Here is a 16,866-nt window from a genome sequence, read left to right on the forward strand (position 1 = left end):
CACCGATGTGAAATGGTTTTTTGCAACTTACCCACATTGAACAATACTTAGCAATGTCATCCAATTCGGAGTTGGTTATGAAACGACGTCGTTACTCACTGAGCATTCACATTACGAGTCTCTTTTTAGTGCTCGCCATGGTGATCGGCATTGTATTGATTGGCATAAGTTATCACCATAGTCAGCAACTACTGACGGTAAGTGCACAAGGATTAAGTAGCGAAAACAGCAAAAAACTGGAATCAGCATTTAAACAAAGTGCCGCACCTATCTTGACTACGCTCGATTTTTTAGCTTTTAGTAACGTAATTGATCAACCGGATAAAGTCATCTCGGACCCACGCCAACTCGCCACCGTTTGGCTGACCTTCCAACGTAATCCACAGTTAGTCGCGCTCTATTATTGTGACGAAGCCGGAGCTTGTACTACATTTCGCTCGCTGAGCTTTGATAAAGCCAAACAGCGTTTTGATGCCCCCGCGCAAGCTCAGCTATTGGCTCATTACACTCAAGTTGATGGCACTAACCGCTTTATCTATTTAGACCAGAACCTTAAAAGCCTGCTCGACAAACAAGATAACAATAATAAATTTGATCCTCGCGTGCGTCCTTGGTTTACCTCGGCAAGTCAAGATGGCGCGATACGCTTAACGGAACCTTATTTCTTTTTCTTCCTACAAACGAGTGGCGTCACACTGTCACGTAGATCGGCCGATGGAAAGAGTGTGCTTGGCGCTGATTTCACGCTTGACTCACTGTCAAAACAGATGAGTACGATGGGTTTTTCTGATAGTGCTCAGCTTATTTTGTTCGATAATCAATTTAGACCACTCGCCCAACACAATACTAAGTTCGATCTACAACAAGATCCCTCACAGATTGCACAGCAGCTGCAGCAAAGTACTTTTGCACCAATATTGAATCGGGTCAGCAGCCAAACTTTGTATGAAACGGTCAATATGAATGGCACAACGTGGTCGGTGACGTTAACGCCGGTACTTTTAAACGACAATGTACGCTTGTTGCTGGCAGAAGCGGTACCGCAAGACGATTTGATCGCAGATTTGCTCTCGATGCGAGATCAGCAGATTTTTGTCGCGTTAATCATGCTCGCTATCGCTTTTGCAGTGGTTGGTTTTGTGGCGCAAAGGCTCGCCAGCCCTTTAGGTAACCTAGTGCAATTGACCGACAACATCACGCGCTTTGAATTTAAAAAGACACGCTACCCAAAAAGCCGGATCCGTGAAGTTGCCAATTTAACCCAATCGATAGAGCTCATGGAGCATACACTGCACGACTTGCTGCGACTATTACGCGAAACCGCCAGCAATCAAGAATTCGGTGTGTTAGCCAAAACGATTACCCATCAAAGCTATTTGATCACTCGAGCTGAAACTATTTTGCTCTACACTTATGCCAACGAAAATAACCAATTTATCACCGCAGCAAACCACGCCATCATTCCCTTTAAGCTTGATATCAACCAGTTGTCTCAAGAGATGCCGTGGCTACTTTCTGAACTGCGAAAAGGCCAAACGGTTCACTTATCTAAAACCGATAATTCGATGCGTAAGCATAAAGATGAGCTGTATAATTCTGATCTTTATCTTTTCCCACTGCTCAACCGAGACAAGCAGTTGGTTGGCGTATTAAACCTAGGCTACGAACGGGCCATCACTCCCGATCAGCAAGACAAACATGCATTTTTACGAGAGCTGCTCAGTTTTGCCGAAATCGCTAAAGACAATATCGACAAAATGCAACGGCAAAAGGAGATGCTCAACTCGTTTATTGAATTGATCGCATCAGCCATTGATACCAAATCCCCTTACACGGGCGGCCATTGTCAGCGAGTTCCTGAATTAACCAAAATGATCACTAAAGCGGCGGAAAACGATCGCACCTATTTCCCACAATTTTCCATGACCAATGAAGAGTGGGAAGAGCTCACTCTCGCCGCTTGGTTGCATGATTGTGGAAAAGTGACCACGCCTGAATATGTGATTGATAAAGCGACCAAATTAGAAACGATCTACGACAGAATTCACGAAATTAGAATGCGTTTTGAGCTGCTCAAATGTCAAGCTGAAACGGACTACTGGCAAGGTGTTGCGCAGGGCAAGAACGAGTCAGATCTCAAGCAGCAGTTGCTGACGAACCAACAAATCCTCGATGAGGAATTTGCTTTCGTCGCGCAGTGTAATATTGGCAGTGAGTTTATGAGCGATGATGACCTTTCCCGCTTAGAGCGAATTGCGCAAAGAGAGTGGAAACGGACTTTGGATGATCAACTCGGTACTTCTTGGATAGAGAACCAACGTGCAGGAGAGTCAAAACCATTACCCACTATGGAGCGCTTGCTTGATGATAAACCCGTACACCAGTTGCACTGGGTGAACGGTTGCCGTCCACAAGATCTGTGGCAAGAAAACTTTATTTTACAACCGGGAGAACTGCGCTATAACCGAGGTGAGCTCTATAATTTGTCCATTCGCCGTGGCACGCTCACTAACGAAGAACGCTTTATGATTAATGATCACATTGTGCAAACCATCATGATGCTCAAGCGGCTACCTTATCCTGAACATATGAAAAACGTTCCTGATATTGCAGGAAGCCACCATGAACGAATGGATGGCGCGGGTTATCCAAGAGGTTTAAATGAAGAGCAGCTTTCCATCCCCGCTCGAGTGATGGCAATAGCCGATGTGTTTGAAGCACTGACTTCTAGCGACCGCCCCTATAAAAAGGCCAAAACGCTCAGCGAATCGATCGCGATCATGACCACCATGGCCACCACAGGCCATATTGATCCGAAGCTTTACTTACTCTTTTTAGAAAAAGAGATTTATCAAGACTATGCGGATCGGTTTTTACACTCCAATCAGCACAGCCCAATTGATAAAGAAGCACAGATAAAAAAAGTAAAAATGAGTTTGAAGAAGACTTTTTAAAGACCGCGAATATCTAACTCATTCTGGATCAGCACAATGCACTGCGAGGCAAACAGCATTCGAGGCCCAAGGCTGATTTTCTGTGTATTAAGGCGCTTTAAACTGTTCCAACTTTTTTTCGGCATCGGGATGTGGTCAGTAAGTAAAAAGCAGCTGTCGTCAGAAAATTGATGATCACGGACACTTTCGCCTTTTTTATCCAGTAAATACAAGTGGTAACTTTCAGAAAGGCGTTGCACCAACTTTTCAAAACTGATGGTTTCAACCGTGAGTCCTTGCTCGACCTCTCGGGTTTGCTCTTTGCCCATACCCACAGAAACATCTAAAGCGTGGCCTATTTTGGTCAGCAAGGCTTGCTCGTGAAAGCCACCGATATTGTGCAACTGGCTCGACTCAAAGCATAAAGTCCGCGAGAAATCTTGCGTACTTTCCAGCACCAAATAGACCACCACGTCATCACGATGCGACTGCGCGGTAAAAATAGCATTCATGAGCACGTGGGCCAAAATTTCGGTGTGGGCTTCTTGCCCAACAGAGGCTAAAAAAGTCTGTTTATCCGTGGAAGCGGCGCGGGCCCTTACAACAAAAGCTCTCATGTGACTGACTCAATTCATTCAATAAAGCACGGACTCTATCACAATCTCCATCCACTGGAATAGTGATCTGCTGGTGAAGCTACGGTTCGCTCGTCAACACAGCTTTGCTTTTCGGGAGCCCCAATGAAATGAGAGTGGTCAGCAGCAGAAAACCAAACGAAACCCACAAACACGCCGCTAATCCCCAAAGTTGGAAAACCCACCCGGAAAGCACGGTACCGATTAAACGCCCCATCGCGTTTGCCATGTAGTAAAAACCAACATCAAGCGATACACCATCCCCCTTGGCATAGCTCACGATCAAATAGGAATGCAGCGATGAGTTAATCGCAAAGACCGCGCCGAAAAGCAGTAACCCCGCGATGATCACGACTTCCGGATGCCACTGCGCTTGAATGCTGTAGGCGATCAAACCGGTAATCAGCGCCAGTAACGCCGCCCAACCGAGCGCAGAGTGCCCATCTGGCACTTGGTCTGAAGCACTGCCCGTTATTTTAGGAGCAAACCCTTGGATCACGCCGTAGCCAATCACCCATAACGCTAAAAAGCCGCCCACGGCACTGTGATCCCAACCAAAAACGCTGCCCAGATAAATGGGTAAGGCAATCACAAACCAAACGTCTCGCGCGCCAAATAAAAATAGGCGAGCCGCCGATAAAATATTCACGCTGCGCGATTTGGAGAAAATCTCTGAAAATTTCGGTTTGGTTTTGGCTTTGCCAATATCGGCTTGCAAGCTAAGCAAACTGCCGATAAAAACCAACAGCAATACCGCCGCCATAGCCGCTACCGCATATTGAAAGCCGATCCAAGAGAGCAAGACGCCACCGAGAAAAAAGCCGGCCCCTTTTAGAGCGTTTTTTGAACCCGTAAGAATGGCTATCCACTTGTAGAGTGCGCCTTGTGCATTTTCAGGGACTAACGTTTTGATCGCACTTTTTGCACTCATTTTATTGAGATCTTTTGCGATGCCCGATAACGCCTGCGCCGCCATCACCCAAGGAATGGTTAACCATGCCGCAGGTACAGCAAGCATCAAGAGCGCGAATATTTGCATGCCAAGGCCAATATTCATGGTGCGATTCAGCCCTAAACGCGCACCAAGCCAACCGCCAATCAGGTTCGTCACCACGCCAAAAAATTCATAAAAGAGAAACAAAGACGCAATCGCTAAGGTCGAATAACCCAAATCATAAAAATACAACACCACTAACATGCGCAGCGCGCCGTCAGTGACGGTAAAATTCCAATAATTAAAAGTCACTAGCATGTACTGGCGAACGTTTTGCTTGAGTTGAGACAGCATAATCACTCTCTTTGCAAAAGAGCCGCCTAAGGCAGCTCTTTGGGACTGTTATTGATTAACAAATTGTTTGATGTACTCAACTTGTACATCTTTGGTAAACGCACCCGGTCTTAATGATTGAACGTGAGTAATAATGTTTTGCAGTTCCCAACCTTTCTCCAGCAATAAATGAGCAGCAAGTAAACCAGTACGACCCGATCCACCCATGCAATGCATGGCAATCTTATCTCCCTTGGTAAGCGCCTGATGAAGTGACGGGGAGATACTTTGCCAATGCGTTTGAAACTGGTGGTCGGGCGCGCAATCATCTTCAATTGGGGCGTGAAACCATTGCAGCCCCGCTTGCTCAACCACTTTAGGCAAGTCACCAACACCTTTCTCTTGCATCTCTTCATGACTTAGAGCCGTCACCACAACGGTAACACCTTGAGATCTCAGTTGTTCAATACTCTCAACCAAAGGAAGATCTTTTGTCCCCGGGCAAGGCGTCAATACCAAACCAGCGCTGTTTTCTGCAACAGGCAGTTCCCATGTAGGATGTGTCATTTCTTTGCTCCTTTATGCCAAACCGACTTTGCGTACTAATTCTGCGGTACGCGTTGCGTAACCCATTTCGTTATCATACCAAGCGTAAATTTTCACCATGCGCTTGCCCACCACCATGGTCGAGAGTGCGTCGACAATCGTTGAGCGTTGATCGCCTTTGTAATCAATCGACACCAGTGGGCGCGCTTCAAAACCGAGAATGCCTTTGAGCTCATTTTCTGAAGCCGCTTTAAGTAGCGCGTTGACTTCTTCTGCGCTGGTATCACGTTTAACATCAAAAATAATGTCGGTTAACGACGCATTGGCCAGCGGCACACGCACCGCGTGACCGTTAATTTTGTCTTTTAGATCAGGGAAGATTTCCACAATCGCAGTCGCAGAACCGGTTGTGGTCGGGATAAGGCTCATACCACACGCGCGTGCGCGGCGTAGATCTTTATGCGGTGCGTCCAAAATAGTTTGCGTGTTGGTTAAATCATGAATGGTCGTAAACGATGAATGTTCAATACCAAGTTGCTCGTGAATCACTTTGACGATAGGCGCAATGCAGTTGGTGGTACAAGACGCAGCGGTCACAATCTGGTGTATTTGTGGATCAAAGATGTGGTCATTGACCCCAACCACGATATTGGCAATCCCCGCTTCTTTCACAGGAGCCGATACCACCACGCGTTTGACACCTTGCGCGAGATACTGATTCAAAAACTCAGACTTGCGGTGTTTTCCCGTGGCTTCGATGACCACATCACAACCAGACCAATCGACATCACTGATCGCTTTTTGTTGTGAAGTGCGAATCGCTTTGCCAGCAATAACCATCGCTTGCTCGTTGGCACTCACTTCGTGATGCCAACGGCCTTGTATTGAATCAAATTCGAGTAAATGAGCCAAGGTCGCCGCGTCACCCGCAACGTCGTTAATCTGGACAAATTCGATCTCTGGCCAATCAAATGACGCCCTTAATGCTAAACGACCAATGCGGCCAAATCCGTTAATTCCGACTTTAATCGACATCTTTATTTCCTTTTATCCCTTCTAAACACAGCATTCTGGGCGAGATTCCATCTCTGCCAGCCTTTGCATATCTTGTTGGTATTCTTTTTTCAGGCAGTTGGATTCCACCAGCCCTTGAATTTGTTTTTTCATCCATCCGGGTAGTTGGTCCGATAACCGATAAAACACCCATTGGCCTTGCCTTGTATCAACCACCACGCCACTGGAACGAAGTAGAGCCAGATGGCGAGAAATTTTCGGTTGGCTCTCATTTAACGCTTGTGTCAACTCGCCGACACACACTCGTTGCTCACGTGCAATCATGAGTAAACAGCGCACCCGCGTTTCATCGGACAGCAATTTAAAAAACTGATGAGGTAGCATTTTACTTATCTCTGCATATGCGGATATACATATGTATTATATAAAAAGAAATCGCTGTCAATAGAAAAGCTACCGCTAAATAAAAGTTACCGCTGACTTCAGAGAACAATGCTAAAGCGAGCAGTAAAATAGCTGATGGTATGTTGCAGGGCTTTTGTGGCATTTTGATTACAATCGATTTCCCAATAGATCTATTTTTGATACGCCGATCATACCCCGATGCATCGCAACATTGGGATCAAGAGTTCGTGCGTAGCAGAACATAGATGACGTTTCCAACTCATTCACAAACACTTAACATTTTTAAAACAGTCTACGGTTATGAAATTTAATGAGAAAAATATCCTGAAGTTCGGACTCAGAGAGCGCTAGTATTTCTTTTTCATACGCAGCGCGACGTTGACCAAGGCAATCAACACCGGCACTTCAACCAAGGGCCCAATCACACCCGCAAATGCTTGATCGGAATTTAAACCGAACACGGCAATGGAGACCGCAATCGCCAGTTCAAAGTTGTTGCCTGATGAGGTAAAAGCAATTGAGGCATTTTGATCGTAAGGAATGCCCAGTTTTTTACCAATGAAAAAGCTGACAAAAAACATCACTAAGAAATAAATCACTAAAGGGATGGCAACGCGTATCACGTCCATTGGCAGTTCAATGATCATCTCGCCTTTCAGGCTGAACATCAAAACTATCGTCGCTAGTAGTGCCACCAGCGTAATCGGTGAAATACGCGGAATAAACTCCTCGTTGTACCATTGCTCACCTTTCGCGGCCACCAACCATTTGCGGCTCAAAAAGCCAGCTAAAAATGGGATGCCTAAATAAATCAGTACACTTTCGGCGATATCGAGAATGGTAATATCAACTACAACACTCTCGAGCCCAAAATATAGCGGCAAAACAGTAATAAATAGCCACGCCATAAAACTGTAAGTGACAATTTGAAATGCACTGTTGAGCGCCACCAACGCTGCGCCGTACTCTTTGTTCCCACCGCTGATATCATTCCACACCAATACCATCGCGATGCAACGCGCCAGACCAATTAAGATCAGTCCGACCATATAACCGGGATAATCGCGTAAGAAAATGATCGCCAATGCAAACATCAAGATAGGCCCGATAATCCAGTTCATCACTAAAGAGAGTGTGATGGCGCGTTTATCACGAGTCACTTCACCTAGTAGGCTGTAATTCACTTTTGCCAGTGGTGGATACATCATCAAAATCAAACCGATCGCCAGCGGAATATTGGTCGAACCGACCGACATGCTCTCATTCCACTGCGCCACTTGCGGAAAGAAGACACCGATCGCTACCCCGAGCCCCATCGCAAGGAAAATCCACAAGGTTAGATAGCGATCGAGAAAACTCATTTTTTCGGCTGCAGAGGCTTCTGCGCAGACAGGTAATTCACTCATACATCACATCTCTCGGTCAGTCTAAAAAGGGATCCGCACACAACTTTCTACTTACAGCCATGGAGAAATAGCAACGCTAAAATTTCATTCATTTTGACAAGATGGGCCAGCAATGCGCGTTAGCTCTTGCGCAATCAATGCGGTATTGTGGCTCAGCGTGATGTCCAATATCTGCACCATCCAACTTTCCAGCTCAGGATTGATTTGGTAGTACACCCACTTACCGCGCCGTTCATCAATCACTAGCTCATTTTTTCTCAGTTCAGCTAAATGACGAGACACTTTTGGCTGACTTAATTGCAACGCATTCATTAAATCACACACACACAACTGCCCTTTGTGCTTCATCAACAGCAAGGATTTAAGTCTCGTTTCTTCAGACAAGGATTTATAAAAAGATAAACTGCGACACATAAACAATACATATGGAATATCGAATGTGTTTTAGTGTAAGGAGCAAAAGAGTAGAAGTCAAACACCAGAACTATCCTCGCGCACGACGGGCGGCGCTTGAAAAGCAGCGTGATAACGGGAGAAATGATTACTGCAATACAAATAACGATCGTTTGGTTGACCTATACCACATCAATGATTAGGATCACATTTTAAAAATCAACTAAGAGACGTTGCGAATGCTGCTTACGCCGCCCTAGATTGATCTTTACCTCTCACAACTCACCTTTTTATTTCATTTTTTAGAGATCAAGTATGCTACAAAATATTAAGCGCGATTGGTTTTCCAATGTGCGAGGGGATGTTCTAGCTGGCACTGTCGTTGCGTTAGCATTAGTTCCTGAGGCAATAGCCTTTTCTATCATCGCAGGTGTAGACCCTAAAATCGGCCTTTACGCTTCATTCAGTATTGCCGTGATCATTTCAATTGTCGGTGGACGACCCGGCATGATCTCAGCAGCCACTGGAGCAATGGCGTTGTTGATGGTCACTTTAGTCAAAGAGCATGGCTTGCAATATCTACTGGCAGCCACTGTTTTGACCGGGGTTCTACAAATACTGGCCGGTTACCTCAAACTGGGCGATTTGATGCGTTTTGTATCACGTTCGGTCGTGACGGGGTTTGTTAACGCGCTGGCGATTCTGATTTTTATGGCGCAATTACCAGAGCTGACCAATGTAACATGGCACGTTTACGCCATGACACTCGGTGGGCTGGCGATTATCTACCTATTCCCCTACGTTCCTGTGATTGGCAAATTGCTACCTTCGCCATTAGTGTGCATTATCGCCTTAACTCTGATTGCTATCAGCTTTGGCATTGATATTCGCACTGTGGGCGATATGGGTGAATTACCAGATACTTTACCGATATTTTTATGGCCAGATGTTCCGCTCAACCTTGAAACCTTATGGATTATATTTCCTTATTCAGCCGGATTGGCCGTTGTCGGTTTATTAGAATCAATGATGACAGCAACCATTGTTGACGATTTAACCGATACCAGCAGTGATAAAAATCGCGAATGTAAAGGCCAAGGTATCGCCAATATTGCCACTGGCTTTCTTGGCGGCATGGCCGGTTGTGCGATGATTGGTCAATCGATCATCAACATTAAATCCGGCGGACGCGGCAGGCTCTCTACTTTTTGCGCCGGTATTCTACTGATCATCATGGTGGTGTTTTTAAGTGATTGGCTCAAGCTCATCCCGATGGCGGCTTTAGTGGCGGTAATGATCATGGTTTCCATTGGGACCTTCTCTTGGAGTTCGGTAAAGGATCTCAAAACTCACCCACTTTCTACCAGCATCGTGATGATCGCGACCGTCGTTGTTGTGGTTGCAACCCATAACTTAGCGATCGGTGTCGGTGTCGGCGTGCTGCTTGCTTCTCTCTTCTTTGCTAACAAAATTGGCCGCTTCATGGTGGTTAAAAGTGAACTCTCTGAAAATGGAGAAGAGCGTACCTATCGTGTTGTTGGGCAAGTCTTCTTTGCTTCGTCAGATCAATTTATGAACGCGTTTGACTTCAAAGAGGTCTTAGAGCGTGTCACTATCGACCTCTCTGCAGCGCACTTTTGGGATATTACTTCGGTTTCTTCGCTAGATCGTGCTGTTATCAAATTCCGACGCGAAGGGACCGATGTAAACATCATCGGTATGAATGAAGCAACAGCAACGATTGTCGATAAATTCGGCGTGCATGGTAAGCCAGAAGAAGTTGAAAAGCTGATGGGCGGACATTAAGGAACAGATTATGACCAATATTATTGCTTGCATCGATGGATCGATTTATTCACAGTCGGTCGCCAATTTAAGCGTGTGGGCCGCCAAAAGCTTACAAGCACCGTTAACCTTATTGCACGTACTTGATAAAGCGGCCAATCAAACTGAAAGTGAGTTATCTGGTAATATCGGTTTAGGCAGCCGAGAACAGCTGTTGAAAGAGCTTATTGAACTAGACGAAAAGCGTTCTAAACTAGCCTTAAGGCACGGTAAAGCGTTACTCAATGAGCTAGAAACCAAAGCTCATGAACAAGGTTTACAAGATGTGCATAAACTGCAAAAGCACGGCAACCTACTGGAGACTTTGCTTGATCTTGAAAACGAAATTCGTGTATTGGTGGTCGGTAAATCAGGTGAAGTGCACCAAAACGACGCCATGGCTGTTGGATCTCAATTAGAGAGTATCGTGCGTACAATGAAGTCGCACACCTTAGTGGCAACGGGTGATTTTACGCCACCACAAAGTTATCTATTAGCCTTTGATGGCAGTGAAATTAGCCAAAAACTAGTGGATAAAGCCATTAAAACACCGCTGCTAAAAGGGCTGGAGTGCCATTTGGTGATGGTGGAAGATAACCACGATAAAGCGATCGCGTTTAAAGCTGCCGCCGAAAAATTGTGTGAACACGGTATTCACGTTGTGGAAGCGTGCTTATCTGGCGAAGTTCATAAGGCGATTCTTCAGTACCAACAACAAAACCAACTTGGCATGATCGTCATGGGCGCGTTTGGACACTCTAAACTTCGTCAGTTTTTTGTTGGCAGTAACACCACTCGGCTCTTAGCCGAATCAAGCGTACCTATGCTATTGATACGATAATAATTGATAAATTAACCATATAGATAAAGCCTTCTTCGGAAGGCTTTTATTATAAAACTCTGTTGTGGAGGGTAAGTGCAAGTAGTAAACTTGCTGCGGATATGCAACTGGTACTTAGGATGTTAGGTACAAATAAAATCGCGGTTACTGCTACTAACTGACGTGACGCCAAATACCCTCCTAAATCAAAGTCTCATTTACTGGAGCCTATCTAATAAAACTAATAAAAAATAATTAAATAAACCTAGGCTAGGTTAACTCTATGAAAATAATATCATCTTTAGGCTCACGGCTGACAAGCAGTCTGCCTATTGAAAAAAAACAGCGGGCTCTGGTAGAGTTCGTCATCAATACTTATCAACCACAGCAACGGGCTGATCTTTTTCGCGCCGTTACAGATCACCGCAAAAACCAATTACTCAACCTATTTCCTGAACATCACAATAAAAGCTTCTCAGTACTGTTTGAATTGATGGACTACCGAGAACTCATCCGGCGCTATCCGAATACATTAGGTGAAGAGATAGCACATCTTGAGCAAGCCGTCAGCGAGTGTTATTCGCATTGGCTAGATTTCTGGTGTGAATGCGAAATTGCGGCTATGAAAACACTATTCCCTATCGAAGCGGATACTCCTCCTCGTATCGAACTGCCACTTAAAGACTGTGCCTACCGTGGTTTTTTGATCGACCAGATAGAGGATTCTGAACTTTGGGTCACAATGCCCAGTCACCCGCAAAAAATGCCTATCAAAGATGCGATCACCTTGAGCAATCTTGAGCTATTTATTAAAGGCGAAAAGTGGTACGAGATGCTGCCTTTATTGTCCTTATCACAAAAAGGGAAGCACTTTGTTTTACTCAAGCATCCTGATAACGAAGCATCTCCCACACTGGTCGCTTCAATGTTGGTACAAGATTGGTCAGTAAATCAGACTTGGCTCAGCTATGTGCCGCAGTTCAGTAATAAGCAGTGGCAGTTCTGCTTACCCGATCATGGCCACGATGCCTTGATGGAATTACAGCTTTTCAAACCAGCACTGCTAAAGTGCGACTCTCTCCCAGAATTCGATCATCAATTTCGGCGACAATTGGTTGATACGCGAGCAGTCTGTGAAGTGCTGCGTTTCACCGTCAGTGGCAACGCTCAGCAAAAGCTCTACTTCCTCTACCTTGCTCAAAAAAAATTCATGCAAGTAATGCATCAGCTAGGATACAAACTTGGTTTATTCGCTACTGCTCAATCTTTCATGCTCAATTTTTATCAAGCGGTTGACCCGAAAGCGTATTTCCATTGTGGAAATTGCGATCTGAATAACGACGGAGTAAAAACTTATCGTGGTTTCTGGAATTTCGAATCAATGGACCGCGTCTTCAGTGATGCCGATTTTCGTGACTATAAACATGCGGTTTCTCAAAGCAGAAAATACGATTTAATCAAAAGGGAAGAGTATGCTTGATTTCAGCTTAGAGCCAATTCTCTATCCTAAAGCGATAACGCTTATCGCAGCAGTAGCCATGGTGCTCGTTTGGTTAACTTACTATTGCTATCGTCTTAAGCAAAAAAATGAAATGATCTGGGGTACACGCCATGTCGCCTATATTGCTTATTCTCTTTTTATCATTGCATGGATAGGGAGTAATGCGTATTTCCATACTGATTGGCTAGCCGAGTTTGGCGCAGATAGAGCTATATTTATGGCCAAATTTGCCAACGTCGTATCATCCTTTGCGTTTGCTTTTGCTTACTATTTTTCATGTCAGCTATCTGCCGAGCAAAGAAGAGGCAGAATATACCTTTGGCAACAACTGTTTTTCATTGCCATAGTTATGTATTTCTTGGTCATTAATTTACAGCCTAACCTTACGGTCCGACATGTTGATATCGCTGGGCCGAGCAAATTTGTCATTGAGTTTGGGCCACACACCCCATACTTTTTTAGTGCTCTACTTTGCGCCATGATAATGACACTGTTCAACTTGATCTCAATGCGAGCCAATAGCAGTAAGTTAACACTGGCCAAAACCAACTATATGATTGCAGGTATCCTGGTATACATGCTTTCAACGCTCATACTCCAAGTCGGAATTACCTTTTTCTTTCAAGATTTTTCACTCACTTGGCTACCTCCGGCACTCTCCATCAGCGAAATGATGTTTGTTGGCTATGCTCTTATCACTTCACGCTTCTACAGTGTGAAATACCTTGCTTACCTGTGTCTCAATACTGCGTTAGTATGTGGGGTTTTATTCATACCGCTCGGCGCAATCTTCATCCCTCTCACCGACAGCAACCAATGGCTGATTGCAATACCACTCTGTGCGCTTATTGGTATTGCTTGGAATCCACTCTACAAACGCTTGAGCCGTTACGCCTCTTTACTCATTTACGGCAATCAGCAGACTCCTGTAGAGCAAATTCTCGCTTTGGAAGACGATTTCAAGCGGTCAATTGATGATGCGATGCGCCGTTTAGGCCAGTTATTATACATCGCCGATGATAAGCTGCAGTTCGTTAATAGTAACTATAACGAAACCGTCTACGAACGTTACCTTTCATCCAAACAAACCGCACTAGTGTTTGATGAATTGTTTGAAAAATTAGACAACAAAACCGCGGCAAAAAACTCGATCAAAGCCCTTTATGACAAAATGAGCTCAAACAATACAGCGTTGGTTATGCCACTGTTTGGCCACAGCAAATTGGTCACACATTTATTAATCTCGCCACACAAAATCAATAATCAGATGTTTTCTAATGAAGAAATCGCTGCACTTCAAACCTTGCTAACCCGAATACAAAGTATTATTGAAGCGGATAGACGTGTCTGCCAAAGTCGTGCATTAGCGAATTCAATTGCGCATGAAATGCGTAACCCGCTCGCTCAAGTACAATTACATTTTGAAATTTTAAAGCAACATATTGATAGTCAAGCGCCTGCACAACAAATTAAACAGGATATTGAGAACGGCCAAGCGGCTATTCAACGTGGGCGGCAGTTGATTGATATTATCTTGCGCGAGGTCAGCGATAGTTCACCTGAACACGAACCGATTACGATGACGTCGATCCACAAAGCCGTTGATCAGGCGGTCAGTCAATATGGCTTTGAGAACGAGAAAGTAATTGAGCGAATTCACTTACCACAACAAGATGACTTCGTAGCAAAACTTAATGAAACCTTATTCAACTTTGTTATTTTCAACTTGATTCGTAACGCCATTTATTATTTTGATTCCTACCCAAATAGCCAAATTGAGATCACAACTCAAATCGGTACTTATGAAAATATTTTAATCTTCAGAGATACAGGCCCGGGGATTGACGACGCCATTTCTTATAAAATTTTCGATGACTTTTTCTCTTATCAAAAAAGCGGAGGTAGCGGTCTGGGGCTCGGCTATTGCCAGCGTGTCATGCGCTCTTTTGGCGGCCGAGTTGAATGCAAATCGAAACTGGGGGAGTTTACGGAATTCCACTTATACTTTCCTATGGTACCCAATGCTCCCCAAGCCGACTCGCTTCGTACTCCTGATTTCAAAAGTTGGCAACAACCTAAACCGAATACCGAGCAAAGAACCGTTGACAATATACAACCAATCGATCAGCCATTTCTAATCAATAACAAAGCACCCACGGTGCTCATCGTTGACGATAAAGAAGTACAACGCTCACTAGTTCAAATGTATCTGAACCAACTTGGTGTTAACAACTTGCAGGCAAACAACGGTGAAAATGCAGTAGAAATCTTTAAAGCGAATTCCATCGATTTGATTTTGATGGATATTCAAATGCCAGTTATGAATGGTTTTGAAGCCAGCCAAATCATTAAGGCGCATTCTCCGCAGGTTCCGATCATTGCGCTGTCAGGTGAATCTGGCGAACGTGAGCTAGAAATGATTAGCAAGCTGATGGACGGTCGTTTAGAGAAACCGACGTCATTAAATGCGTTACAGCAAGTAATCAGCCATTGGTTAAATAGAGACGTTGTACCCAATGCTCATACAGCAAAGAGTGGAACGGTTATTTGACGTAATTGAAGACACCAACATCCAGAGAAAAACTCAGCCAGTACCAAAACCATTTCGGTGCTGGCTGACATTTTAAAACCGCATAATCTATTATAAACCGTCTACTACCTATACTCGCCAAGCCTTGACCTGAGCTATCCCAAGTGGTTCTAGCTGAATATCTAATGAACCCATGCAAGTTATACATGCAATAATTACATATGCATCTTGTTTCACCTCTCATTTCATGAACGACAGGGTTGAGCACCGCACCTTTTCAGTCTATTGTTTGTAGCGAAAGACAGGTTCGACTTAAACAACACCTTTGCTTGCACACTTTTAGCCGCCTATTTTTGGCGGCTTTTTTCTTGCTAGGCAATTATTTCCTTTTTAACAGCGCAATACACTCTTCGTAGTGAGGGGCATAATTAATCAGAGCCGCAAAAGCGGCTCTGATTAATTATGGTTGTTAAAACTATTGATTTACTCGCGGCCAAACACGTTATTTTCTTGCTCTTGTACGCGGATAAATGTGGTGCGCTTAGTTAACTCTTTTAACTTAGCTGCACCGACATAAGTACAAGTTGAACGCACACCACCAAGAATGTCAGAGATGGTGTCGTGAACGCTGCCACGGAAAGGTAGCAATACAGTTTTGCCTTCCGCTGCGCGGTATTTTGCAACGCCGCCAGAGTGCTTCGCCATTGCAGACTGTGACGACATGCCGTAGAACTTCATATAGCTCACGCCATCTTTTTCAAACACTTCGCCGCCAGATTCTTCATGGCCTGCAAGCATGCCACCAAGCATGACAAAATCAGCGCCACCACCAAAGGCTTTAGAAACGTCACCTGCGCATGTGCAGCCACCATCACCAATGATACACCCGCCTAATCCGTGCGCCGCATCGGCACATTCAATAATGGCTGAAAGCTGAGGATAACCAACACCTGTTTTCACGCGCGTGGTACAAACCGAACCTGGGCCGATACCAACTTTTACGATATCCGCACCCGCAAGGATGAGCTCTTCACACATGTCACCGGTGACAACGTTACCTGCCGAGATCACTTTATCTGGAAATTGTGCACGCACGCGTTGTACGTAATCGACCAAGTGCTCAGAGTAGCCGTTAGCAATATCAACACAGATGAAAATCAGATCGTCACTAAGCGCCATGATGTCTTTGGTTTTTTGAAAATCAGCATCAGATGTACCAGTAGAAACCATCACATGCTTAAGTGTTGATGTATCGGCGTTTTTAACAAACTCAGCCCAATCAGCTACTGAGTAATGTTTATGAACCGCTGTCATTACATCATGTTCAGCAAGTGACTTCGCCATAGCAAAACTGCCTACCGAGTCCATATTCGCCGCAATAACAGGCACGCCGGACCATTGACGCCCACTATGCTTGAATGTAAAATCGCGGGTTAAATTTACTTGAGAACGGCTTTTTAGTGTTGAACGCTTAGGGCGAAACAGGACATCTTTAAAACCTAACTTAAGTTCTTGTTCGATACGCATTATGTAATTCCTTGATTAATTGACCATTTGTGTCTCTTTTGCAGAGTGCGTAGTACCTTCGTTGG

At 44.7% G+C, this 16,866-nt stretch carries 13 protein-coding genes; 5 read left to right on the top strand and 8 right to left on the bottom strand.

What is annotated here, in order from left to right; all coding sequences use genetic code 11:
- Positions 1 to 77 precede the first annotated feature (77 nt).
- On the top strand, positions 78 to 2,954 hold the full coding sequence (locus DD616_RS01215) for an HD domain-containing phosphohydrolase (protein ID WP_306307608.1): 2,877 nt from the start codon (positions 78 to 80) through the stop codon (positions 2,952 to 2,954).
- Here DD616_RS01215 and trmY read toward each other — a convergent pair.
- The 7 genes from trmY to DD616_RS01250 all read right to left on the bottom strand — a co-directional run bounded on the left by trmY (position 2,951) and on the right by DD616_RS01250 (position 8,620).
- Entirely contained in the window at positions 2,951 to 3,550 is a 600-nt protein-coding gene (gene trmY / locus DD616_RS01220) for a tRNA (pseudouridine(54)-N(1))-methyltransferase TrmY (RefSeq protein ID WP_170888550.1), read from the bottom strand. The two genes, DD616_RS01215 and trmY, sit on opposite strands and share 4 nt — an antisense overlap.
- A gap of 79 nt (positions 3,551 to 3,629) precedes the next feature.
- Positions 3,630 to 4,862: an organoarsenical effux MFS transporter ArsJ gene (arsJ, locus tag DD616_RS01225; protein WP_208871576.1), complete on the bottom strand. Its 1,233-nt coding sequence runs from the start codon at positions 4,860 to 4,862 to the stop codon at positions 3,630 to 3,632.
- A gap of 42 nt (positions 4,863 to 4,904) precedes the next feature.
- On the bottom strand, positions 4,905 to 5,402 hold the full coding sequence (locus DD616_RS01230; RefSeq protein WP_017046039.1) for a cyclin-dependent kinase inhibitor 3 family protein: 498 nt from the start codon (positions 5,400 to 5,402) through the stop codon (positions 4,905 to 4,907).
- Positions 5,403 to 5,414: 12 nt separating this feature from the next.
- Positions 5,415 to 6,416: an ArsJ-associated glyceraldehyde-3-phosphate dehydrogenase gene (locus DD616_RS01235; protein ID WP_208871577.1), complete on the bottom strand. Its 1,002-nt coding sequence runs from the start codon at positions 6,414 to 6,416 to the stop codon at positions 5,415 to 5,417.
- Positions 6,417 to 6,437: 21 nt separating this feature from the next.
- Positions 6,438 to 6,779, bottom strand: a complete 342-nt coding sequence (locus tag DD616_RS01240) for a metalloregulator ArsR/SmtB family transcription factor (protein WP_013868027.1) — start codon at positions 6,777 to 6,779, stop codon at positions 6,438 to 6,440.
- Positions 6,780 to 7,147: 368 nt separating this feature from the next.
- Positions 7,148 to 8,206 (bottom strand): ACR3 family arsenite efflux transporter, encoded by a 1,059-nt coding sequence (gene arsB / locus DD616_RS01245; RefSeq protein WP_208871578.1) that lies wholly within the window; start codon positions 8,204 to 8,206, stop codon positions 7,148 to 7,150.
- Between the two features lie 84 nt (positions 8,207 to 8,290).
- Positions 8,291 to 8,620 carry a metalloregulator ArsR/SmtB family transcription factor gene (locus tag DD616_RS01250; protein WP_017046037.1) on the bottom strand — a complete coding sequence of 110 codons (330 nt, stop codon included), beginning with the start codon at positions 8,618 to 8,620 and terminating at the stop codon, positions 8,291 to 8,293.
- 294 nt (positions 8,621 to 8,914) lie between these two features.
- On the opposite strand from DD616_RS01250, the gene DD616_RS01255 reads away from it, so the two are divergent.
- The 4 genes from DD616_RS01255 (at position 8,915) to luxN (ending at position 15,295) form a co-directional block, all read left to right on the top strand.
- Positions 8,915 to 10,405: a SulP family inorganic anion transporter gene (locus DD616_RS01255; protein ID WP_013868030.1), complete on the top strand. Its 1,491-nt coding sequence runs from the start codon at positions 8,915 to 8,917 to the stop codon at positions 10,403 to 10,405.
- A gap of 10 nt (positions 10,406 to 10,415) precedes the next feature.
- Positions 10,416 to 11,264: a universal stress protein gene (locus DD616_RS01260; RefSeq protein ID WP_017046034.1), complete on the top strand. Its 849-nt coding sequence runs from the start codon at positions 10,416 to 10,418 to the stop codon at positions 11,262 to 11,264.
- Between the two features lie 262 nt (positions 11,265 to 11,526).
- A complete protein-coding gene (locus tag DD616_RS01265; RefSeq protein WP_170899074.1) occupies positions 11,527 to 12,723 on the top strand; it encodes an acyl-homoserine-lactone synthase in 1,197 nt (398 codons plus the stop codon).
- Positions 12,716 to 15,295: a quorum-sensing autoinducer 1 sensor kinase/phosphatase LuxN gene (gene luxN, locus DD616_RS01270; RefSeq protein ID WP_208871579.1), complete on the top strand. Its 2,580-nt coding sequence runs from the start codon at positions 12,716 to 12,718 to the stop codon at positions 15,293 to 15,295. The genes DD616_RS01265 and luxN overlap by 8 nt, the downstream gene beginning before the upstream one ends.
- Before the next feature lie 462 nt (positions 15,296 to 15,757).
- On the opposite strand, the gene DD616_RS01275 is transcribed toward luxN, so the two are convergent.
- Positions 15,758 to 16,801, bottom strand: a complete 1,044-nt coding sequence (locus DD616_RS01275) for a GMP reductase (RefSeq protein WP_017046019.1) — start codon at positions 16,799 to 16,801, stop codon at positions 15,758 to 15,760.
- Positions 16,802 to 16,866 lie beyond the last annotated feature (65 nt).

Origin of the sequence: Vibrio anguillarum, from assembly GCF_003390515.1 — a bacterium.
Taxonomy (GTDB): Bacteria; Pseudomonadota; Gammaproteobacteria; order Enterobacterales; family Vibrionaceae; genus Vibrio; species Vibrio anguillarum.